Source organism: Chryseotalea sanaruensis, from assembly GCF_003990915.1.
Lineage (GTDB): Bacteria > Bacteroidota > Bacteroidia > Cytophagales > Cyclobacteriaceae > Chryseotalea > Chryseotalea sanaruensis.
Map to the genome: position 1 here is coordinate 385,383 of NZ_BHXQ01000005.1, position 23,743 is coordinate 409,125.

Consider the following 23,743-nt stretch of genomic DNA (forward strand, 5'->3'; position numbering starts at 1 on the left):
GATCAAGGCATGAAAAAATTAAATATTCTAATTCTGTTATTGTCAACTTCGATCCTTTCCTTCTCCCAAGTTAAGAATGTTACATTGTCGGGAGTTCTGAAGGACAAGGCATCGAAGAATAATTTATCCTATGTGAATGTTGTCTTGAAGCTTGAACGAGACAGCTCCTTTGTGTCTGGAACCGTGACAGACGATGAAGGTAGGTATACCTTGGGTAATGTAAAGCCTGATAACTACATCCTTGAAATTTCTTTTGTTGGCTATCGCACACACAGGACTTTCGTAGTGGTTGGTAGATTAAGTGAGTTTCTTGACCTAGGTATAATGGAACTTGAAGAAGACGTCACTTCCCTTGATGAGATTATTGTTACAGGCACTCAGGATGCTGTTGCTGAAACACTTGATAAGAAAACCTTTTCCGTAGCAGATAACGTCAATCAAAGCGGTGGTTCTCTCATGCAAGTTATGCAAAACCTTCCTGGAGTTACCCTAAGTGATGATGGAAAGGTACGATTAAGGGGAAGCGATAAAGTGGTTGTGCTTATCGATGGAAAGCAGACCGCCTTAACGGGCTTTGGCAATCAGCGTGCATTGGATAATATTCCCGCCTCAGCCATTGAACGAATTGAGGTCATTAACAATCCCTCAGCAAAGTATGATGCCAATGGAAATGCTGGTATCATTAACATCATTTACAAGAAAGAGGTACAGGAAGGTTTTAATGGAAAGGTGGGTATGGCAGCAGGCTTGGGAGCCTTGTGGGTGAAGAAAGAAAGCTATCCCAACATACGCCCTCAGTATCAGGCAACACCTAAACTAAATCCATCCATTTCGATTAACTATAGGAAGAAGAAATTAAATCTATTTCTACAAGTTGATGACCTCTATACAAAAACATTAAATAAAAATGAGTTTGTGGACAGGTACTATGACAATGGAGATACCATACGGCAACAGACCGTTAGAAACAGAACTACTAATATCGTAACAGGAAAAGGCGGATTCGACTGGTACATCAACGACAACAATACCATAACGGTGTCAGGCTTATTCAGCAGTGAAAAAATTCTTGACGAAGGAGACGAGCCTTTTTTTAATGCTGATTTATCCGAGCGACTACGTCTATGGAGTTTTCTGGAAGATGAATTAAAGACGACCGTGACAGAAATCGCAACATGGCAGCACAAATTCAAACAGCCTGGACGACTATTAAACGTAGGCTTTAATTATACCTTTCATAGAGAAGATGAAAAATACTTTTTTACGAATGTCATGCCTACTTACACGGGACAGGACTCATTCAAATTGATTTCGGATGAGCACGTTGGTGATTTTAACATTGATTACGTCCAGCCACTTAAGTACGGACGATTTGAAACCGGAATTAAATTTAGGAACCGCTACATCCCCACCAACATGCTTTTTATTCCTGGACTCAATTCTCCCTTAGATGTTGATGCTGGAGGTTGGGCGAACTACAGCGAAGTTATTCCGGCTATCTACGGTAATTACTTATTTGAGAATAAAAATTTCGAAGTAGAAGCGGGTCTTCGGGTTGAGTATGTAGATATATATTATGAAGTAAATCCTGACCACAATACCTATAAGAGTGACGGTTATAATTACACACAACCCTTTCCCAATCTTCGTCTGGCTTATAAGTTGAACGACAACAACACGTTTTCTGTATTTTATAATCGCAGAGTCGACAGGCCGAATGAAGTAGACATACGCATCTTCCCTAAGTATGATGATGCCGAAATTATCAAAGTCGGGAATCCCGGTCTTCGTCCACAGTTTACCAACTCGTTCGAACTTGGGTATAAGGCTAATTGGAGTGAGGGGTATCTATACTCAGCGTTATACCATAAGCGAATGGAAGCAACCATTACGCGTATTGGCAGTATTGTACCCGGCAGTACCCTGATCTATAATATTTTTCAAAATGCTGGGCGTAGTTACTCTTCTGGAATTGAAGTTATACTCTCTCAAAATGCAGGAAAATGGGCAACCTTAAGTCTTAACCTAAATGGATACCAGAATATTATTGAACCTTTCAGTGTAGTCAATCTATATCCACGGGAAAATACTTTCTCTGCCGCGAGGCAGGAGATATTTTCTGGCAATGTTAAACTAAATGGACTGTTTCATCTTCCGGGTAAGTATGATGTACAGTTAACCAGTGTGTATATGGCACCGGATGTTGTACCACAGGGGAAAATCTATTCGCGTTTCTATATTGATCTTGGCGTTAAAAAGTCGTTGGAAAAAGGAAAGGGTGAAGTGTTCTTGAACGCTACCGACATCGCAAACACGCTACGCATTAAGAGAGAAGTGAAGGGTGACGGGTTTAATTATGTAAGTACTGATTATTACGAAACACAAGTTGTTCGACTCGGATATACATACAAGTTCTAGCATTGTGAATCAATAAACCAATCAGCCATGCAAACCTGGATTATCTACGCCATCATCTCTATGATTTTTGCCGGTTTAACTTCAGTATTGGCGAAATACGGACTTCAAAATATCAGTGCAGACTTTGGCCTTGGCATCAGAACGACAGTGATTTTTGTAATCATTACTGCGATTAATTTGATAGGAGCTAAATACAAAGAATTTGCTAACTTGACTACTTTACAAGTAACACTTCTAATTGCCTCTGGAGTAACCACAACGATAAGCTGGATTTTTTACTACAGAGCAATGAAAGACGGGTTGGTCTCATATGTTGCTGCAATTGATAAGGCAAGCATTATCATAACACTACTACTTTCATTTCTATTGCTCAAGGAACCTGTTACGCCTAAGATTTTAATGGGTGGTGTTTTGATTCTTGCAGGAATGTTGGTACTAGTCTGGAAATAGAAATATTTTCACCCTGAATTTTTGTATGACGTGGTTTTCAAAGTTAAAAACAGAAGCTAAAAAACTTAAACTAAAAGCGCAGGCTTTACTCTTTGCTTATGCTGACAAGCGAACTCCCCTGATAGCAAAAATCCTGATTTGGATAACACTCGCCTATCTTCTAAGTCCTGTTGATTTGATACCTGATTTCATACCAGTATTAGGTTTGTTAGATGATTTATTGATTGTTCCTATTCTTATTACTCTTTCTATAAAACAAATCCCTAAAGAAGTCTGGCTGGAAGCCATCGCGAAAGCAGAGGCTAATCCTCACCGACTAAAAAAAACGAATTGGATAGTAGGGGTCATCTTTATTTCGGCATGGTTAGTAGTGATTTATTATCTTATTCAATACATCTTCACTTAACGATAAGAAATTTTCTCATTAAGCTAATAATCCAGAGTTGCTCCAGAATGCAATCGTTAGTTTGATTATACAAAATCAAATGAATATGAAAACAATACTAGTAGCCCTCGCAATGGTGCTTGCAATCAGCCAGGGTAACGCGCAAAAAATCAGTACTAAGGATGTTCCAGTCAATATCAAAAGCAGCCTAGAAAAAAACTATGCAGTTAGGGATGTAGACTGGAGTAAAGAAGGAGCAAATTATGAGGCCAGTTTTGAACAAAAGGGAACAGAGATTTCAGTTGTGTTGGACGGTACCGGTTCTATTTTGGAGATTGAACGTGAAATCAAGAAAAGTGAACTTCCATCCGCGATTCATGATCTTTTGAAAAAGGACTATGTCGCGTTTGAAATTGAGGAGACCGCAAAAATTGAATCGAAGGGTGAAATAACTTACGAGGTGGAAGTAGAAAAGGGTAAACAAAATTTTGATCTCATTTTCGATGTCAATGGAAAATTGCTTAAAAAGCTTTCAAAGGAGGATGAAGAAAAAGAATAATTAAAACATAGCTTCCATCTGTTCTACAGAATTTCTCCAAAATGTACTCGTAACCTTGAATCAGAAACACATAATGGCCAGGTCTGTGAAAATGAGTTTACGGGGAGGGTAAAAGATCAGTCATTATAGCCAGCAGGAGCAATATTTCCTGCTGGCATTTTTAGTTGAAATTCTGATTTATGAAATATATGAACCCTGGCGTCCTGATAACCCTTCTATTAATCGGAAATTTATCGGCCACTGCACAATTCAATAATAAACGTAATCCGGAGAAAACACTATCGTTTCAGAGTGTCACTTTAACAAAGCCTCCATTTTTTAAATCAAGAGGCTTTCAAAAGGCGATAGCGGTTCCCCTTTTGTTTACCGCAGCAGGTTTATATTCATTAACAGACAACGATTTACTTAATAAGTATGAGGTGCATGAAGAACGACAGGAATGGATGCCCAAGTTTCATCACCGTGCCGATGACTATCTTCAGTATACACCTATTGTTGCTGTTTATGGATTAAATGCGTTTGGAATAAAAGGGAAGAATGATTTTGGAAACAGAACAGCTTTACTTGTAAAGTCTGAACTATTAGTAGGTGTGTTGACTTATTCATTAAAAAGGATTACGGCAGTACCTCGTCCTGACACAAGTCAACCAACCTCCTTTCCATCAGGTCATACTGCACAAGCATTTGCAGCGGCAACGTTCATGTCAAAAGAGTACGGTCATAAAAGCATTTGGTATAGCATCGGAGCCTATACAGTAGCCACTGGTATTGGCACCATGCGGATGATGAACAATCGCCATTGGGTGTCAGATGTGTTAGTAGGTGCAGGTATCGGAATATTTTCAACAAACATTGTTTACCTCACTCATCAATACAAGTGGGGTAAGAAGAAAAGCGCAGGTCAAACCCTGATTGTTCCTTCTTATGACGGGCAAACTGGAATGGTAAGTGTTGTGCACCGCTTTAGGTAACTTGTTTTAACTCTTTTCAACTTATTTCAACTTTAGTTCAACCCTATTTCAACTCAATTGCATCCATTCTAAATTGGCCGTTATTGATTTGTTGAAATGAATTCATTTATAATCATTCACAATGTTTCACAATCCTTTAAAAACTTTAAGGGTGCTTTTTGTTGTTGTCGATATTGCTCCCAAAACAGAAGAAATGAAAGTGAAGGAGGTAAGCGAGACTAAAAAAGAGGAGGTGTTTATTTTAAGACCCCTTAACCACAAGCAGTTAGCACAAATGTATGGCGTGAGTTGGTTGACCTTCCAGAATTGGATTAAAAAGGTTGACAGTTCTCAAGGGCTATCGCTTACTTACAAGTATCAATGAAAGTGAGTCTTTATAGCTAATCAGTTTTGGTAGTAATTTGTTATGTACGAAAGATGTATTTGACCGCAAGCATTTTAAACGCGGTTAATACCCACTCGAAAAGAGTCAATTAAATGAGTGCACTAATATCTACCACCGACATAACCCTGGAATCCATTACATTGAAGTTAAAGAGTCTCATCTCTCATTCCACATCCTCAAGGTGAATCTTCAGGCAGAAGAGAGTTTTAGACTGCTTTTAATAATGTAGTACCTATGAAATCTATAAGAAACAAAGCATATCTAATCTTATTTAGACTCATTACGCCACATGGTAGTACTAGCTTCCTTATAGATTAGAAACCCTAAATTTCATTCAGTCACCATTGACGTAATTTTCCGTATCCGAAAGGAATTTTTCATTATTTTTAAATATAGTGAAGCGACTTACCACCCTTTTCTTCCTTGCTGTCATCCTAATCCAGGTATTGGGTTGCTATGTATATTTCGCTTCACGCCTCATCACCCTGCGTCATGAAATGCACCAGCAATTGAAACAACTACAGGATGAGGAGTTGACAAAATTCATTTTTACAGAAGCTGAATTCGAAAAAGCGAAAGTAAATAGTCATGAAATCAAAGTAGGTGGTAAAATGTACGACATCGCCCGTACGGAAGTTATAGTCGACAGGGTTCACGTATATGCACTTCACGATGAGGCAGAAGATAGTCTTCTCACCTTGCTTTCAGAAATTACCTCACGAGTGGACAAAGATAAAAAGCCGGTACCTAAGCAATTGATGAAGCTTATTCTATTAAAGTTTATTAAAAGCGGACTCTCATGGAGTAACGTTATTACCAGCCTCATAATTCATCATACACATTATCACATAAATGAATTTTTCTTTATCAGTTCAATAGACGTACCCCCGCCAAGAAGTTGATTCCTTCGGATTTATAAATCCCGCAACATACCTAGGCATAGATAAAAGCTTAAACCAAAAGTTTACAGACTGCAACCTAATGGCTTTTTACTTAGCCTTTGCGTGCATTGTCTATTGCCTATTTTTTGACGTGCATGAATAAACCTTCAGCGTATTCATGCCAGCACGTCATCACTATTTCTATTGAGTTTTTTTCAATTATTAAAACACACTTTTATGAAGAAAGTAGTACTTACTTCTATTATACTCTTCCTGCTTTCAGCGACCTTACTGGCACAGGATATTTTAAAAGGTAAAGTATTTGACAAGTCGACCAATACAGCCCTGCCCGGAGCCAATGTGCTGCTTGCTGGAAAGGGAACTGTAACGGATAATAACGGCTCATTCACTATTGCCTGTGAAAATGATGCAGAATTGATAGTGTCTTTTGTAGGCTATGAAATTGCCCGCCAAACCATCGCAGATTGCCAAGCGGAAATTATCATTGCACTAAATCCATCAAGCCACTTTTTGCGCGAAGTCGAAATCACAGCCTCTTCTGAATTTAATCGCTCGATCTTGTCACAGCCGGCAACCATCAATAAGCTTGGCCTTACTGAAATCAAACGTTCTACCGGCCTGTTCCTTGATGATGCGATCAATGCCAACGTGCCAGGAGTAAGTATGCAAAGAAGAAGTATTAGTGGGGGGCAGCAAATTAATATACGTGGTTATGGTGGCGGGGGTCCTGGTCCCCGCGGTATTAACAGCAATTTCGATCAGCAAGGTATTAAGGCCTACCTCAATGGCATTCCTATTACCGATGCGGAAGGTATTACCCTGATGGATGACATCGATTTTGGTTCTATTGGCAACGTGGAGATTCTGAAAGGCCCTGCAGGGTCCTTATATGGACTCGCGATAGCCGGTGTTGTCAATCTTCAAAGATTGCAGGCAACCCCAGGGAGAGTTACAGTAGGACAGGAAATAATGATGGGAAGTTACGGCTTGGGTCGCTTCAACACCAACATTCAGGTAGGCGGCCAAAAAGGATCATTACTGATTAACTATGGGAGTCAACACTATAAAGGCTTTATGGAGCACACTGCCTCCGACAAAACTTTTGTGAACGTAATGGGTGACTATAAACCTAGTGACAAGCAATCTGTGACTACTTACTTCAGTTATAACAATAGTTATGACGAACGCAACGGTGAGCTTACCATTGATCAATACAACAACCTCGACTACAGTGGAAACCAGGCTTATATTAAGAACGATGCGCATTCCAATGTAATCAGTTTTCGTGCTGGCTTAGGTCATGCGTATCAATTCTCTGAATCTATATCGAATCAAACTTCCGTGTTTGGCACCGGTATCAACAGCAATGCAAGTTCTGCAGGTGGATGGACAGACAAAGCACCTGTGAATGCTGGTTTGCGCTCGGTGTTCGATACAAAATTCAGTCTCAACCAACATTTAAAACTCTCAGGGGTAACGGGTGTAGAAATGCAAAAGCAACTTGCGCAAGTAATTGCCTATAGCATGACTACCAACAACTCAGATCCAAACGGATATAATATCATAGGTGCGATGCGCAGCAATCAAACACAAATTACAGGAACTAATTCGCTTTTTACACAATGGACGTTGTCAATGCCACATAATATTTCGCTTACAGCAGGACTTGGTTTAAGCTCAATGAACATTGAAATTCAGGATAAACTGTACATAGATGCCAACAATGTGGCCGACCCTACAGTGCCGCGATTGTATAAAACTTCTTATAACAATCTTACCTCCCCCCGCGTAGCCTTGAATAAGATTGTAAACAAGCAAGTATCCGTGTACGCCTCTTATAGCGTTGGTTATAAAGCTCCCGTGGCTTCCAACATTTATACACCTCTTGCTGGAAGAGCTAACATCGATCTCATGCCTGAAAAGGGAATGCAATTTGAAATAGGAACAAAGGGTACCATTCTCAATGACAAGTTGCTGTATGAATTAGTCTACTTCAATTCGAAATTCTCAAACAAGATGACGCTGGTAGGAGTGCCTAATACTGAAGGAACAGCCACACTATATTCATATGTAGTAAATAGCGGTAGCTTACTCAATGAAGGAGTAGAGGCAATGTTTAAATACAATGCGATTAGTTCAAATACAGGTTTTACGAAACTACTTCGCCCATTTGTAAATTTTACATATTCGGATTTTGTGTATAACGATTTCACGTTCCAAAATAATATCTCTGTACCTCCGGCTGATTATTCAGGAAAAGCTGTAGCAGGTGTTCCACCAGTGGTATTCAATGGAGGTGTTGATTTTGTTTCTAACACTGGTTTATATGCAAATATGATTTATATGTATCGTGATAAAATGCCATTAACACCTGATGGGTTAAACATAGCAAACAGTTATTCATTATTGAATGCAAAAGTAGGCTATCACAAAAATTTTGGCAAACACTTCGATGCCGATGCTTACTTTGGTGTAAACAATATGTTAAGTGAGCAGTATTATCAAATGGTATTTGTAAATCAGTTGCCTGATGCATTTATACCTGGTCCTAACAATATCAACTACTTTTCTGGTATTAACGTTAAATATATATTTTAAAATCAATTCAAAAGGTGATCACTTAAGTGATCGCCTTTTGAATTAAAATATGAAGAATAAACCATCGATAATCATGCTGGTTTTACGCTTTAGTCCTGGATAATCTTCCTACAAAATAATAATGACAATAAAAATATTGAACTGGCTGCGTAAGCTCTAGTAGAGGAGTAAGTACAGGAATTGTACTTATACGAGATGATTACTGTAATGATTGTATAAACCTAAAGTTTGAACAAAACTAGCATAAAATATGTATAAAAATCAGAAAGCGATTCACCGCTGCTCAGGCTGTAATTACTACAATATTAAATGTCTGCTTCTAAAGGTCTCATACTAAGCTACACGTATCACGAAAAAGGTTTCATAATCCTAAGAAAAGGACTATGAAACCGTTTTCATTACATATCACTTGGCAAAGAAAGCAGGCTAGCGCCATCCACCACCTAGTGCGCGATATATGTTTACCTTAGCGCTTAATTGCTTATTCTTTATTTCTATCAATTCCATCCTTGATTCCAAGGCTTCGCGCTGTGTCAATAATACTTCTCCATAATCGGCTCGCGCAGAATTGAAAAGATTATTAGCAATTGTAACAGAGCCACTTAATATGGTTGCCTCCTTATTTTTCATATCGAAACTATTTCTATAGTTCTCAATCTTTGAAAGCTGGTTAAGAACATCGAGGTAGGCGTTTAAAATTACCTGCTCGTAAGTATAGGCAGCTTGAATCTGTCTGGCATTGGCGGTACTATAGGCTGCCTTAATTGCATTCCGGTTTATCAAAGGGGCCACCAGATCCCCTGCTAGATTGTACATAATGGCCTCAGGGCTTATTAAATAAGCCGTATTAAAAGACTGGAAGCCTACTCCTGCCCTAATCCCAAATGATGGATAAAAATTAGCTCTTGCTATTTTTACATTAAGTTTACTTGCCTCCAATTCATATTCTGCCTGTCTTATGTCCGGACGATTACTAAGTAAAGCTGAGGGAATACCAGAGCTGATTGAATCCACTTCTATCCTTAAATAACTTACCGAATTTCTTATAACAGGTGCTTCAAAACTGCCAGTAAGAAAACGAATTCGATTCTCCGTTTCTACAAGTTGTTGCTTAATTTCATTTTGAAGATTTTGAGTATTCAATAATTGTGCTTCAAAGCGATTGACTGCCAACTGGGTTACGCGTGCTGCATCTTTTTGCTGTCGAACAACCGATAAAGCACTTGATTGTATTTCTATGCTTTTTGAAGTTATCTCTAACAAATTATCCATAGCCATTATCTCGTAGTAAGCATCAGCAATTTCGGCAATGAGCTGGGTCACCATCAGATTCCTTCCTTCAACGCTACTCAAATAGCTCATCACTGCTGCCTTTTTAGCATTGCGTAGTTTTTTCCAAATGTCAACTTCCCATGTAGCTTGGGCCCCTAGTAAGTAATCTTGCACAGGATCAGGAAAAGGAACACCAGGTTTTACCGATAGTTGACTTTCTACAGCACCCATTCTTGTATAGCGACCTGCTTTATCAACGCCTGCGCCAGCCACTCCATTAACAAAGGGCAAATACTCACCTTTTCTAGCCCTTATTTCATTCTTACGCATTTGCAGCTCCTGAAGAAAAATATTTAACTCTTGATTATTCTTCAGAGCCGTATCGATTAAGGCGATCAAATGCGGATCGTCAAAGTAGGTCCTCCAATTGATAGAAGCCACATTGCTGGTGTCTGTCGAATTATAAAAGCGATTAGGCAATCTTCTGCTTTCAACTTTATCAGTTGATTTTAATGCGCTGCAAGACATGAGCACAAATGATAACAGGAGCAGACATAAAACTTTATCTATTAAACTATTTTTCATTTCTAATTTCCTTTACGTTTGCCTACACTTTTAAACAGGCCAAGTTTTTTAAATCGTTTGAGAATAGATGCTTCCGAATTTTCTTCCACAATATTTTCAGTTAATGGTTCAGCATCCTCATCCTGAATCAACTTCCTACCTTCCGCAATTTTTGCAAATACATAGTAGAGTCCTGGCACTATAATTACTCCAAAGAGCGTTCCTAGCAACATACCCCCTAATGCAGAAGACCCGATGGTACGATTGCCAATGGCTCCCGCACCAGTAGCTCTCACCAAGGGAATTAATCCTGCGATGAAAGCAAAAGATGTCATCAGAATAGGCCTGAAACGTACACGTGCCCCTTCAATAGCTGCATTTAAAATACTGGTTCCCTGATTGTGTTTTTGCACGGCAAATTCTACTATTAGCACAGCATTTTTACCTAATAAACCAACGAGCATAATCAATCCTATTTGTGCATAAATATCGTTAGCAAGGCCCATGCTCTTCAGCAGCAGAAAAGCCCCGAAAATTCCAGCAGGCAAAGAAAGTAATACAGCCATGGGTATAATAAAACTTTCATACTGTGAGGCTAGTACCAGGTACACAAAAATGATAACAATAATAAAAATATACAGAGCCTCATTGCCCCTGTTTGCTTCATCGTAAGAAAGGCCCTCCCAGGCAATATCGTAACCGTTTGGTAATGTTGCTGCTGCTACTTCTCTAATAGCTTTGATAGCATCACCAGTAGTATAACCAGCCCCAGGAAGTCCACGGATGGAAGAGGATGTGTACAAATTAAAACGAGTAATTTCATTAGGCCCTTGTTTCTTAACCAATGTCATGAAAGAAGAATAAGGCACCATCTCATCCCGATCATTCTTTACAAACAGATTTAATACATCAGAAGGTAGTCTCCTGTATTCAGGCGCTGCCTGGGTATATACTTTAAAAAATGTATTAAAGCGTGTAAAGCCTTGCTCATAAGTACTACCGATAAGGATGTTTAGGTTCTCCATGGCTGTACCAATAGAAACACCTTTTTGCATCGCTTTTTCGTTATCGATGACAAGCTCATATTGAGGATAATTAGCAGCATAAAAGGTAAATAAACCAGTAAGCTCTTTGCGCTTTTTCAGCGCTTCCATAAACTCAATATTTACTGCATCAAATTCCTGATAGTCGATAGTGCTATTTTTGTCAAGCAAGCGCAAAGAAAAACCATCGGAAGATCCATAGCCAGGCACTGCAGGTGGCTCAAAATACTCAACTACCGCGCCTAAATTTTTGGTTTTTTCTTCTAATTCTTCAATTACTTCTTTCACTGAATGTTCACGTTCATCCCAGTCTTTAAGATTGATTAGACAAGTACCTGCATTGGATCCTCTTCCTTCGGTAAGAATTTCATAGCCTGCCAAAGATGTTACAGACTGTATGTCTTCAATTTCTTCAGCAATGGCCTGTAGCTGTCTTGAAACATCATTGGTACGTTCTAAAGTACTACCAGGAGGTGTTTGTATGATTACATAAATTTGTCCCTGATCTTCATTCGGAATAAAACCAGAAGGTAGTTGGCTATCAATACCGAATATTCCAAAAGCAAATAGGGCAAGTAAACCAAAGGTAACTAACCTTCTATTCACTATTCGTTGCAGCAGTTGTACATAACGACCAGTTAATCTTTCAAAATTCTTATTAAACCAATCTAAAAATATTTTTATCGGTGTTCTTTTTTTAGGTTTCCCATGATTATTTTTCAAAATCATAGCACAAAGCACAGGCGTTAAGGTTAGTGCTACAACACCCGAAAGGATAATTGCGCTCGCCATCGTAATAGAAAACTGTCGATAGAAAACCCCTACTGGTCCAGTCATAAAAGCGACAGGCACAAACACTGCTGTCATAATTAAAGTAATGGCAATTACAGCACCACTAATTTCGCCCAAAACCAATTTTACTGCATTAAAGGGTGAGAGGTTGGTCTCTTCCATCTTAGCATGTACAGCTTCTACCACAACAATTGCATCATCTACTACAATACCAATGGCCAATACCAGTGCAAATAAGGTTATTAGATTAATGGTCAGGCCGAGCATTTGCATAAAAACAAAAGCGCCAATGAGCGAAACAGGAACAGCAATAATTGGGATTAAGGTAGAGCGCCAATCGCCCAGGAAAAGGAATACTACCAAGGCTACGAGAATAAATGCCTCTATCAGTGTATGAATGACTTTATCGATAGAGGCATTCACAAACTTGGACACATCATAATTGATTTCAAAGTCCATTCCCGGAGGAAAATCTCTCTTCAATTCATTTAGTTTCTCCTTTGTCTTTTCTATAACTTCGCTGGCATTAGTGCCAAAATTTTGTTTGAGTACAATAGAGGCAGAAGCATAACCATCCTTATTCGAATAAATATCAAAAAACTCACTACCCAATTCTACCTCGGCAATATCTTTTAGTTTTAGAATCTCACCTTCGGCATTAGCCCTGATAATAATGTCACCATACTCCTCAGGCTTATTAAAGCGACCTTTATAAGAAAGCGTAAATTCAAGGGACTGTGCTTTTTTACCAGAAGCTTGTCCAAGGCGCCCTGGTCTTCCAATAATACTCTGTTCTTCCATCGCCTTCATTACCTCTTCGGTTGCTATATTGTAGGCCCGCATTCGATCAGGCTTTAACCATATGCGCATAGCAAATGTGCGACTACCGAGAATTTGTGCTCTACCCATCCCTTTAATTCTCTGTAATTCAGGAATGATATGAACGTTTGCGTAGTTGTATAAAAATTTCTCATCAGCCTTCTTATCTGTGCTATAAAGATTAACATACATCAACATACTGGGCTGAATGGGGGTAATGATCAAACCCTCGCGCTGAACTAGTGGCGGTAGGTTGTTCATGATGGCATCTACACGGGTTTTAACATTAACAACAGCAGCATTGGGATCGGTGCCTGGCTCAAATACAATCTGTATGGTTGCTTCACCTGCGCTGGTCGCATCAGAAGTAAGGTAAAGCATACCTTGCACACCATTAATGGCTCTCTCCAATGGAATCAAAGTTGATTCAACTAATATTTGCGCACTCGCACCAGGATACGCAATAAAGATATTCACCCTTGGAGGAGCGATATCCGGAAACTGTGAAATCGGTCTTGTCCTTATGGCTAGTATTCCCAAAAAAACTATAGCTAATGAAATAGAAATAGCCAGAACTGGTCTTTGAATAAATTTACTAAACATGATAGATTTGTTTAAAGGTTCTTACCTTGTTTATTCAGCTTTGAGACTAGTGAGTTCACGAAGAATGCTATCGAAAGCTTTCTCAGTATAGTGAATCTTGTCACCATTCTTTACTTTCCGAATCCCTTCTATCAGAATCTTATCACCAGGATTTAATCCTTCTGTTACTTCATAGATATGAGGCATTTCATTCCGTATTGTTATTTCTTGCGCATGCACTACATCATTACTGTCTACTGCATACACGAACTTTTTATCTAGTACTTCAAAAGTGGCAGCTTGTGGAATAAGGATTGCACCCTTTAAAGGCTTGTGCATAAAAATATTGCCAGTTTCACCATGCCTTAAAATTCCAGTAGGGTTCTCAAAGGCAGCACGAAATGCTATGTTACCTGTTTCATTATTAAAATCTGCTTCAATCGTTTCGATAACTCCTTCTTGCTTAAACATTTCGTTATTAGCCATTTGCAATGTGACACGAGCAGCTACTTCCGTATTTCGATTATTCATATAATCTATATATTCCGATTCTGGAACGTTGAAATAAACCCACATCTTTTTATTATCAGAAAGGGTGGTAAGCAGTTCCCCTTCATCAAGAAGGCTTCCTACTCTCACATCATTAAAACGCCCCACGATACCATCAAAGGGAGCCCGTATTTCAGTAAAGCTTAAATGAGCCTTTGCAAGTTGATAATCGGCCTTTTCCTTATCAAGTGTTGCCTTTGCTAGTGCTAATTCATTTTTAGAAACGACATTACTATCGGCCAGGGCTTTAGTATTTTGATACTCGATTTCAGCAAAACTTACTTCTGCTTTTGCTCGTTGGGCTTCTGCCTGATATACGATGGGAAGAATCTGAAATAATAACTGACCCTTTTTAACCTTTTTTCCTTCATCAACAAAAACCTTTTGAAGATAGCCTTTCTCCAGTGCCCTCATTTCAATATGCTGGATGGAGCGAATCTGGCAGACATAAGTTTGGTTAAGTGTTGTATCTCGCTGGATAACTTTGGTTATTTTAAAAATAGCTTCTTCATGCTGAATATGTTCTTTGTGGATACAACCGGATAAGATAATAGTTGACAGCAGTACTATAAAAATGATCGTTTTCATTCTTTCTCAGAATAACTGTAGTGAAATTTAAATATGGAATTAGGATCCCGGAATCAGGATCTTGATGTATGTGTACTCCTCTGAAATGAGGTGTAGAGAATAGAATAATTAGGCAATAAAAATTCTCAAAGATTGGTAGAGAATATACAATTGGATGAGACTAACTGATTCAAAATAAAGAGCCTGATAACCAGATGCGAGTTTTTTAGAATTGAAGTTGCCTAAATGATCTGATAAAGTTGAGGCGGAAGTGTTATCCTCTTCGTTTGAATCCTCTTCTTCAAAAAGAAGTTCTGCTTCACTTTGTAGTTCAACAGAAAAGCCATCAGACGGGATTAAATAGTAAGAGTCCTTATTAAGTTCTGCATTATTATCAGCTTTTGCATAAAAGTTTAGTAAACCATGAGAATCTGTTGCCAGGTAAGCAGAGGTTGAAGCAACGGTTGTAATGGCCGCACAACATATCGCCCAGAAAAGAACCATTACCAAGGCAACTTTAGTAATTGGGATATGCTGGCGTATACTCATAAATTAATCTTCTTACTTAATGGTTATAATCATTTGCCCAACTCGTTGAAAACGAACACTAGATGATACTTATTAGTTCAACTAATATTTTGCCCGTATTAAGCATTTTTCGTTTAGATGGAAATTTAGCAATAAAAGTAACCCTAAAACTTAGTTTTCTGCGATTAGAAAATAAAAATAAGGCCTAACGGTCCGAATATAATAATATTTTTTTGACACATTAGAAAATCACCCTACTCATAGGTTGAGAATCGCCACTAGCACGCTGGAACCCCACTTCCTTTGGCAATGTCCAATAAATCATTTTCCTATAAAAAAAATTTAAGTCAAAATTAATAAACTCAGGTAAAGCTGCTCAAGAATTTCAACTTCATGCTTTTATCTTCAGACCTGATCAGCGCCTCATTACTTCATTTTCATTCTATGATATTTCTTCCCAATCTAAGTTGCCATTATATCTGTGTGAGACATTTCCATGATCATCCATTGCCAGTAAATGAATCCAATTATTATCACATAATACCCTTACAGATTTATGTTTCTCCAATATTGCATTCATGGCATATAATGGTGCATTTATAATAACATTAAGTCTGACTGGTTCATGTTGGTAGTTTTCACCATCATGAATCGCTTGCCAGGGCAATCCCACTCTGAGGTCACCCGAGAAACCTTCGAGCACGCCTACTCCAGCTGTTACATTATGCAGCGTTTTATTTCCTGATCCAAAAACACGGTTGTCAACAGTCGATGCATAATACTGAAGGTTAATCCAACTCGTTACGATCATGGGGGCTGTCATAATCAATTCAAGTACAGAAAAGTTTTGATCCATTTGCCAGTCATAGCTGTGCAAGAATGAACTACCACCAAAATCAATTCCTCTTGTAAAATCGCGTGGTGCTACTACAAACGCGGAGCATGCTGCAAGTCCCCATTCAGGTCGGGTCTGCGACCAATCCTTACTGCGCTGCAGAATGGCCTTATCAATATTTGAAACTTTTTTTGGATTTAATCTCGTTATTCGTTCTGCTCTTGAAGTCTGTCCTGCTCTTATTAATGAATGTTTGAGTTGATTTAATTCCTGTACTCTATCAGCTGGAACATCGTTCTCATTATAAATCGTCACCTCATCCGTGGTCGTGTTGTGCAAGCATGCTAGAAAAATAGTTTCTATAGGTATAAAAATGTTTTCTTTCAGAAGGCCAGCCCTGACTTCTCTACTATTCAGAATGGCTGCTGCTACCTTGGCATTAGCTTCACCGGTATGACCACCACATGCACCACAATCATAACCCGTTGCATGCGGATTGTTTACCATAGAGGAGCCATGTCCGACAATTAAAACAAGTTTTGCAAAGTTGCAAGTCAGTGACATGGCACTCAATGCATTCTTTGCCATTTGTATCTGTTGATCAAGTGGAATTCCCACTGTTTCTTGATGATAATGATTTATTTCAAGACTCACACTCTTTATTTTTGAATATTTAGCGGTTAAGCCCGCGCTGTCAGGATGTGGAACTGGTCGGGTGAGTCCGAAACTATCGGAAATAAGTTTTGGGAGGTATGACAAACCAATCGGGCTGACAAAGCTAAAGCATGTTACAGCTCCTGTCTTAAATGATTTCCAAATTTGATGAACTTGTTGGTTGAGTAAACGGCTTCTTAGAACTTGCCTGTTACGCTTTTCGTTGGGTATTTCCTCCAATATAGTTGGGCCAGTTTTTAACAAGACAGGACATTGAGACTCGCCTTCTTCATGTCCTAAAGGAATATATTTTATTGGAAAAGCAAAAAAGCCTGCAAAGCCGAGTGTTTCAATCGCATTGTCTGCATTCTCCAGGTTTCTGCGAAAAACCTCAGAGCGAACATCGATACAAAATATTGCCTGTGCGCTAGCTTGAGATTTCGTTTTTGCTGATACAGTTTGGTGTCCTTGAAATTTACCAATTATACTTTCTTGCACTGAAAGGTCGAAAGCATCCTGTAAGATAAGCTTTTGATTAAGCTGTTTGTTCAACTCGTCCTGAGTATAAAGGATTGAAAGTTTATTGAGGGCTTCAGTCCACTGTGGCTCAAGCTGAACATGCGCGATACTTTCCAACAAGCAAGCCTCCCAGCAAAGCAGAACAGTCAGGAATTCAATCAGTTTTCCATCCTTGCCTCCATAAAGTTCGCTATCCCAATCAAGCCTTGCTGCAAAGGCAGACCATCCACCAACGGTGAGGAGCAATCTGTGCAAGTAGATATCCATGCCTGCCTCTGGTATCCTCAATTTTTCGATGGCAAATTGTGCAGCTTCTATAGGATCAGCCGGTAAAATTTCAGCATTTTTTCTAAAACCTTTCAGTCCACTTACATCAGGTGTAAGATCAACCATTGCTTCTTCCTTCCAGGCGGCAAATATCCCTTTTTCTTGATTCGTTGCTTTCCAACTGGCTTGTCCTTTATCAAAATAGGAGGCTGCGAAATTTGAAACTCTCGCAACCATAAAACGCTTCCAGTCCTTACCAGTGACTTTACTTACTACATCGACTAATGTTGAGATCGTCTCTATACTATCAGCATCACTTGACGTATTTTCAAGATTACTGATAAACTGACTTGCATTTGTATTTTTCTGTCGTTTCTTTAGTGCGGTGGTAATATGTTCAACTTTTAATTTACCCTCCTTTACTTTTTTCAGGTAGAAAGATAAAGGTAATGTCATTTGAACAGCACCAGCTGCTGCTAAATCCTTCGCTGCAATTTCAAAACTTTTGTTTGTAAGGCCAAGATATGGATTAACTGCAACAAAATTTTCAAGCGGCCACACAGGAGCAATTTTCTTTGTCGCTCCTTTCAATTTGGCTACAAGCGTCTCTGGCTTTTTTGATACTCGAGATTGAGTTTGTATAGCTTCGGCAATATTAGATTCAATCATTTTGAGGTGTATTTAGATTTTGCTTTATCAATCCTTTTTAATAATTTTTTGAGATAATGTCTTTTTTACCTTCAACGTTTAACGCGTTAGTTATGCGATCGAAAATGGCATTGGCATAAAAGCCATTTCTCAAATGGATGGCGATCCTGCGATAAGATGGTTTAACTGATAAGGCAGGTGCCAGTATTTGAATAATAGCTGCAGCGCCAAAGGCAATCAACAAGATAATAAACATGGTTATCTCAAGTGAACTTATCCCACTCGTTTGTGGTAATTGTGATTTAAGTAGAAGACTTGATCCTGATTCGAGTGTTAAGAACGAAACCGTTACAATGCTTGCCAGAATCGAAGTTCGAAATAACGCTGTAAAATTGCTTTCATTGCTATCCATGGCTGTTGCGAATAAAGTAGAAAGTCCCATCACGATAACTCCGCCAACAAGTAAAAGAGAAATGTCTTTTGTCAGGTCAACACCCCAAACGAATGCAATTACAGTGAAGAGGAAGGTGGCGAGTATAATACTCAAAATAATTTTTATTATACTGCCTGTTCTTTTGCTGCTTTTTATTTTTGAGATTCTCATTACCTCTATGATACTTCCGGATGAAAGAAAAGCATGCGCTTTGTAGAATGAATGCGCAACCAAATGAAGCAAGGCAACTGAATACGCGCCAACACCACAAACCAATAGGCTAAAACCCATATGAGCCACGCTTGAGTAACCCAGTGATGTTTTGATTGATGTCTGCGTAAGGAAAGCAGAAGAAGCAAAGAGTGCCGTGAATCCACCAACTATTATAATCAAAACTGGTGCATAGCTACTTACTTCCATTAAGTGCGCCATTCTGATGAGCAGGAAGGGGCCGGCATTTAATAATCCGGCATGTAATAGTGCAGATACAGGAGTAGGAGTTTCCATTACTTCTATTAACCACCCATGCGTTGGGAACTGAGCCGACTTTAAAAAGGCAGCAAGTGCTATTAGTATTGCTGCGAGTTCCAGGCTGGATGAAATTGCACCTGAGTCGATTTGTCTAAAGATGGATTCAAAGTTACCAGTGTTGAATTGGAAATAGAGGATTCCAAAAGCTATTAAAAGACAAGCATCTGCTAGTCGGGCAACAATAAATTTTTTTCTTGCGGCTACTATTGCACCAGGTCTGTCGGAATAGAATACAAGGAGTCGGTGAAGAGAAATACTTGTAAATATCCAAGAGATTAGAAGTATTCCGAGATTGCCGGATACAACCAGCAGTTGCACAGATGCAAGGGTTGCTGCTAATCTTCCAATGAACCGGCCTTGATTAGCATCGCCATCAAGATAATTATTACTGAATTTAACTACAACAAATCCAATGATTGATATCATTGTGAACATCAGTAGGCTCAATGCATCCAGACGGATACTAAAACCAATTCCATAAAGACCCCAGAAAGGGGATTCTAACATTCCTTGTCTGAACACGAAAAAGCCGCAAATCGCGGCTAAAAAGATGCTTACCAATACGGAACTTGTTGCTAATCTTTTTACGAAATGCGGTCGTAGCCCAGGCTGAAACCAGGATACCAATGACGTACCCAAAAAAGCAATAGGTGAAATCAATAAGATAAGTGAAATAATTTCTTTATACGTATATAAATAGTTCATAGTATATATTATGATGGTAGAACTTCAATAGAAATGTTTGACTTTATATTGAGATAAACGCCTTGTTCTCTGGCTTTTACTATAATGTCTTGAATCGATTCTAAACATTTCCTTAGCTCCTCGATCCGGGACTCTGACCACACGTCATTTAGACCAAATCTTTCAGAATGGCTAAAACTTCTAAGGTTATGATAATTAATCTTTTTTTGGATCAGATTACTCAGAATGTCCAGGGCATCATCCGGGGAGAATTTGCCTGTAATGAGTTCAAAATCACCTTTTACGATTTCTAATTTTTCTTGAGAATAAGATGCTTTCATGGCTATGAATTACGCCACAAATTTTATTGATCAAATTCATATATTTTTATTAATACTTAATATGAGTTACATAAAATTTATTTATGTAACTCGTATTAAGTCAGTTGAGGATATTCCTCAAAATATCTGAAAAGGGAGGTATCAAAAAGCGGCCGAACGTTCAATACACAAAGCAAAAAACATTAGTGATAAGGTTAGGCAACCCCTAAAAAGAAGCTACTTCTAATCACCACCCGATCTAGGTGGTACAATTGCATTCAGGCTTTATTCTTCATAAGAATTCAACTTCTGCATTTTACTTCAATGTTATTTAATGATGTTTTATCCCTAATTTAACTTTAACCTAACCCGGGGACATCTAATTGGAATACCTAGTCCTTAGAAGAAGTTTCGGTCAGACATTTCTAGGTATAATCATTAATAATTTATTGAAATCATTCAAAATCATTAATAAGCTTTTACATACATTAACCCTCACTTTCTCCTTACTCTATATTTGAACGAGTGAGAGACAAAACAATCATAAAGGCACAATTTCTTCAGCACGTTCGAAACGAGCAAGATTCAAGGAAAAACCGCAATAGAAAATCTATTAAGCGCATGGAAGGGAGCGAAGAGAAAAAATTTGAGGAGTTACTTGAATTGCCAAAATCTATGGATATATCAGATTTTGATAATTATATAAACGACTACTTAAAACGTAAGGCCGATAAGAATTTGGCGATCCAAGAACTTGATAGAATACTAGCTGTCCTTCAAAATCATATAACTTCTCTTTCCCTTTATCTTAAGCAAAATCATATAATTTGTAAGCACAAGTTCAGCTCTGAGAATACAGAAGTCGAATTTTATACTAAACAGGATATTGCTGCAAAATATAGAGTGAGTATCAGGACAGTGACTAACTGGATTATTGATGGTTTAGAAACCGTTGAGATTGGAGGAGTAAAAAGAATTAGCAGCTCTGCCTTGAACGCCTTCACGAAGATAAAACAGACGAAGAAATTTAGTTGGAAATCGATTGCGAAATGATATTACGGTTGAACAGGTGTAGGAATATTAGGGTTTCCATTTACGTTCCTGTAGTTAATTACTTTGTAGAGATAAAGATAAGCTTGCTCACAACCATCACATGCGAATTCCAAGTGTTCCCTAAAAAAAGTAGGCATACGACTCTTTTCATCCCAGATTGCGGTCAATCCGGGAATGCTACTTGTATTACGAATAAAATCATCATGATAGGTAGTTTCATATTGATAGTAATGCACAATATTTCTTCGGTATGAATTAAGTTGGTCGTACTGATTAAGACGATAATTATACAACCATAAAAAATTGGGGTCTCTCTCTCCAATGCTATATATAGCATCGACAATTCGTACAAAATCTACACTTCGAATATTTGCTATTAACGATGGGTAGAACGAATACAGTAAATCGCCAATGCGGTCCCAGTAATTATACGTTTTTTCAAAACAGCAGCTTACATAAGTGCAATACCGATGATCGTAAAGGTTCTGATGATAATGCGCAAACGTAAAACTGAATGTAGTAGTATCTAATTCTCGCAGAGGATTGTTTATGTATGGAAGGAGTAGAAAAAGATTTCCAGTAAAGTATTTAATGTCCTGATTGCAGTTCACTATATCACGCAAATTCTTGTAACTATTCCACTAAGGGTGGACAAAATTTGCATCAGGCTGATTCATCACATTGATCGTTTTGTACTGATATTCATTATCCGAAAGGCAGACCATGTTATTCAGCTGATAAATGCCCTGTAATTTCTGATATTGAAGATCAATTAAAGTTTTGTCAGAAATCATATTTGCTATGAGGTTTATAAATATTACTAAAACTATTTTATCTTAAAAATCCCAAACAATCCACCCTTACTTTTCTTTGATTGTTGTCTTTCATGAATATAGCCAAGTGTCGTTCCGATTACTGTGTGTCCAGCCTGGCTCATTAATTCTTTTATACCAAGTTCGTCTGCCTTTTCTCCAAGGTTGGTCAGGAATGACCTTCTACCAGTCATAAGTTCAACAAACAATCCTCGGTGCTGAATCTTAAGTATTTCCCTTTCTCCTTTCCTTATTTTCTGAGTACAAAGTATTTCAAAATGTTCATCATGCTTTTTGTCGAAGCGTTTTCGGTACAACTCAAAGATTGTAACAAAAATATGTTTCAGTTCTCCGTTAACGGTTTGATCTGTAAAGTCCATATTAAAATTGTTCCGTACCAAGATTTGTTCTGCTATTGGATCAAGATCAACTTTGAATTCATTTCCAGATTTACTTCGCTCTTTAACAATCTTTCCATTTCGAATATCTGATTTCTTTATCTGCTTTGTGTCAATGGGTGCTGTTCCTTGAAGACACATGAATATTAAAATATCCAAATAACGTTTTTGGTTCTCAGAGAGAGATTCCCAGAAGTCTGGTTCAAAGTGATCGAGATTAACAACAAACTGAATTTCATCTGATGTAAGAGTAAGCTCCCATTTCTGTGTTTTACTCAACGGTCTTACCTCTTGCTTATGTCGTGCAAGCTTGATGAATTTTTTTATCTTCTCAAGGTTAATCTTTATATCATGCTCAACTAAGCAATACTTAAGGTATTCTGTGAAATCTTTTAAACGCTTGATCGCGGTCTCGTTCGCGAGGCCTATTTCAGGTTTAAGTCCGTGTTCTGCTCTAGTCAAATGGTGGTTACGAACGTACTCGTGTTCGTTGACCATATAAGCTAAGAAATCATTGAAGAATTTCTGATCGAGCAAGTCGAATGAAACAATATAGTTTCTTTTCTCTACGAACTTGTTTAGTGTCCCCTCAAGATTGTTGTATCTTTTAATCGTTCCTGGGTTACGGGTAGTTTGTTCCTTTTCTGCAATAAATTCTTTCCAATAGCAAAGCGCATAATCCAAATCTTTTCGCGCATCAATTAACGGTTTGTCGAACTGCTTTTCGAGCCACTCAACAGAAGGTTTTTCTCCATACTTATCCTTGAAGGAAATTACTATGTCCTCAACACGATCTTGAAGAGATTTTATTTTTTTTAAGTCTTCTTCGTAGCCTGGATGATTGGTTGAGATCGCACCTTTAGAAGTGATATTTTTTGAAAGAACTCTAACTCCTGTTGAGCGCCTGAACTTTTCTCCGTTCTTAGAATAATAGACAATCACATCATTGTGATCTTTTCGCTTTACGAATTGGATCTGAGTATAGAGATACATTGCCGCTTAAAGTTTATTCCTTCTTTAAGCTAGCAATTTTGCCACCAGATTGCCACTGAATTTTAAAGATGTTGCCACTAAACGTGCAACTCACTGATAATGAGACATAAAAAAAGAGCTATTTCTAGCTCTTAGTGATCCCGCTGGGATTCGAACCCAGGACCCATACATTAAAAGTGTATTGCTCTACCAGCTGAGCTACGGAATCTTCA

At 38.4% G+C, this 23,743-nt stretch carries 18 protein-coding genes and 1 tRNA gene; 9 read left to right on the top strand and 10 right to left on the bottom strand.

The genetic code is table 11. From position 1 onward, the window contains the following. The first annotated feature begins 9 nt into the window (after positions 1 to 9). The 8 genes from SanaruYs_RS14920 to SanaruYs_RS14955 all read left to right on the top strand — a co-directional run bounded on the left by SanaruYs_RS14920 (position 10) and on the right by SanaruYs_RS14955 (position 8,668). Positions 10 to 2,418, top strand: a complete 2,409-nt coding sequence (locus SanaruYs_RS14920) for a TonB-dependent receptor (RefSeq protein WP_127123388.1) — start codon at positions 10 to 12, stop codon at positions 2,416 to 2,418. Between the two features lie 27 nt (positions 2,419 to 2,445). After that, the gene (locus tag SanaruYs_RS14925) at positions 2,446 to 2,868 is read left to right on the top strand and encodes an EamA family transporter (protein ID WP_127123389.1); all 423 of its coding nucleotides are present in this window, start codon (positions 2,446 to 2,448) and stop codon (positions 2,866 to 2,868) included. A gap of 25 nt (positions 2,869 to 2,893) precedes the next feature. Then, on the top strand, positions 2,894 to 3,274 hold the full coding sequence (locus tag SanaruYs_RS14930) for a YkvA family protein (RefSeq protein ID WP_127123390.1): 381 nt from the start codon (positions 2,894 to 2,896) through the stop codon (positions 3,272 to 3,274). An 85-nt stretch (positions 3,275 to 3,359) separates the two neighbouring features. Then, positions 3,360 to 3,812 (top strand): PepSY-like domain-containing protein, encoded by a 453-nt coding sequence (locus SanaruYs_RS14935; RefSeq protein ID WP_160118677.1) that lies wholly within the window; start codon positions 3,360 to 3,362, stop codon positions 3,810 to 3,812. 179 nt (positions 3,813 to 3,991) lie between these two features. Continuing rightward, on the top strand, positions 3,992 to 4,783 hold the full coding sequence (locus tag SanaruYs_RS14940; protein ID WP_218022443.1) for a phosphatase PAP2 family protein: 792 nt from the start codon (positions 3,992 to 3,994) through the stop codon (positions 4,781 to 4,783). Between the two features lie 121 nt (positions 4,784 to 4,904). Then, positions 4,905 to 5,147 carry a hypothetical protein gene (locus tag SanaruYs_RS14945; RefSeq protein WP_127123392.1) on the top strand — a complete coding sequence of 81 codons (243 nt, stop codon included), beginning with the start codon at positions 4,905 to 4,907 and terminating at the stop codon, positions 5,145 to 5,147. A gap of 416 nt (positions 5,148 to 5,563) precedes the next feature. After that, entirely contained in the window at positions 5,564 to 6,070 is a 507-nt protein-coding gene (locus SanaruYs_RS14950; protein WP_127123393.1) for a hypothetical protein, read from the top strand. Between the two features lie 216 nt (positions 6,071 to 6,286). Then, positions 6,287 to 8,668 (top strand): TonB-dependent receptor, encoded by a 2,382-nt coding sequence (locus tag SanaruYs_RS14955; RefSeq protein WP_127123394.1) that lies wholly within the window; start codon positions 6,287 to 6,289, stop codon positions 8,666 to 8,668. Between the two features lie 426 nt (positions 8,669 to 9,094). Here SanaruYs_RS14955 and SanaruYs_RS14960 read toward each other — a convergent pair whose 3' ends face one another. The 7 genes from SanaruYs_RS14960 to SanaruYs_RS14990 form a co-directional block, all read right to left on the bottom strand. Continuing rightward, complete coding sequence (locus tag SanaruYs_RS14960) at positions 9,095 to 10,525, bottom strand: TolC family protein (protein ID WP_127123395.1); 1,431 nt, start codon at positions 10,523 to 10,525, stop codon at positions 9,095 to 9,097. A 2-nt stretch (positions 10,526 to 10,527) separates the two neighbouring features. Then, the gene (locus SanaruYs_RS14965) at positions 10,528 to 13,761 is read right to left on the bottom strand and encodes an efflux RND transporter permease subunit (protein WP_127123396.1); all 3,234 of its coding nucleotides are present in this window, start codon (positions 13,759 to 13,761) and stop codon (positions 10,528 to 10,530) included. A 30-nt stretch (positions 13,762 to 13,791) separates the two neighbouring features. Then, entirely contained in the window at positions 13,792 to 14,877 is a 1,086-nt protein-coding gene (locus SanaruYs_RS14970; protein WP_127123397.1) for an efflux RND transporter periplasmic adaptor subunit, read from the bottom strand. Positions 14,878 to 14,985: 108 nt separating this feature from the next. After that, complete coding sequence (locus SanaruYs_RS14975) at positions 14,986 to 15,405, bottom strand: hypothetical protein (RefSeq protein ID WP_127123398.1); 420 nt, start codon at positions 15,403 to 15,405, stop codon at positions 14,986 to 14,988. A 421-nt stretch (positions 15,406 to 15,826) separates the two neighbouring features. Beyond that, the gene (locus SanaruYs_RS14980) at positions 15,827 to 18,328 is read right to left on the bottom strand and encodes a YbcC family protein (protein WP_127123399.1); all 2,502 of its coding nucleotides are present in this window, start codon (positions 18,326 to 18,328) and stop codon (positions 15,827 to 15,829) included. Positions 18,329 to 18,365: 37 nt separating this feature from the next. Then, positions 18,366 to 19,976 carry an NADH-quinone oxidoreductase subunit L gene (locus SanaruYs_RS14985; protein ID WP_127123400.1) on the bottom strand — a complete coding sequence of 537 codons (1,611 nt, stop codon included), beginning with the start codon at positions 19,974 to 19,976 and terminating at the stop codon, positions 18,366 to 18,368. Positions 19,977 to 19,984: 8 nt separating this feature from the next. Beyond that, positions 19,985 to 20,296: a hypothetical protein gene (locus SanaruYs_RS14990; RefSeq protein ID WP_127123401.1), complete on the bottom strand. Its 312-nt coding sequence runs from the start codon at positions 20,294 to 20,296 to the stop codon at positions 19,985 to 19,987. A 600-nt stretch (positions 20,297 to 20,896) separates the two neighbouring features. Between SanaruYs_RS14990 and SanaruYs_RS20250 the strand changes: the two genes are divergently transcribed. After that, positions 20,897 to 21,328, top strand: a complete 432-nt coding sequence (locus tag SanaruYs_RS20250) for a helix-turn-helix domain-containing protein (RefSeq protein WP_218022444.1) — start codon at positions 20,897 to 20,899, stop codon at positions 21,326 to 21,328. A 2-nt stretch (positions 21,329 to 21,330) separates the two neighbouring features. On the opposite strand, the gene SanaruYs_RS15000 is transcribed toward SanaruYs_RS20250, so the two are convergent. From SanaruYs_RS15000 to SanaruYs_RS15010, 3 genes are all read right to left on the bottom strand, one after another. Further along, complete coding sequence (locus tag SanaruYs_RS15000; protein WP_127123402.1) at positions 21,331 to 21,939, bottom strand: Cthe_2314 family HEPN domain-containing protein; 609 nt, start codon at positions 21,937 to 21,939, stop codon at positions 21,331 to 21,333. Between the two features lie 215 nt (positions 21,940 to 22,154). Beyond that, positions 22,155 to 23,531: a phage integrase SAM-like domain-containing protein gene (locus tag SanaruYs_RS15005; RefSeq protein WP_127123403.1), complete on the bottom strand. Its 1,377-nt coding sequence runs from the start codon at positions 23,529 to 23,531 to the stop codon at positions 22,155 to 22,157. Positions 23,532 to 23,666: 135 nt separating this feature from the next. Further along, positions 23,667 to 23,739, bottom strand: a tRNA-Lys gene (locus tag SanaruYs_RS15010). Positions 23,740 to 23,743: the final 4 nt, after the last annotated feature.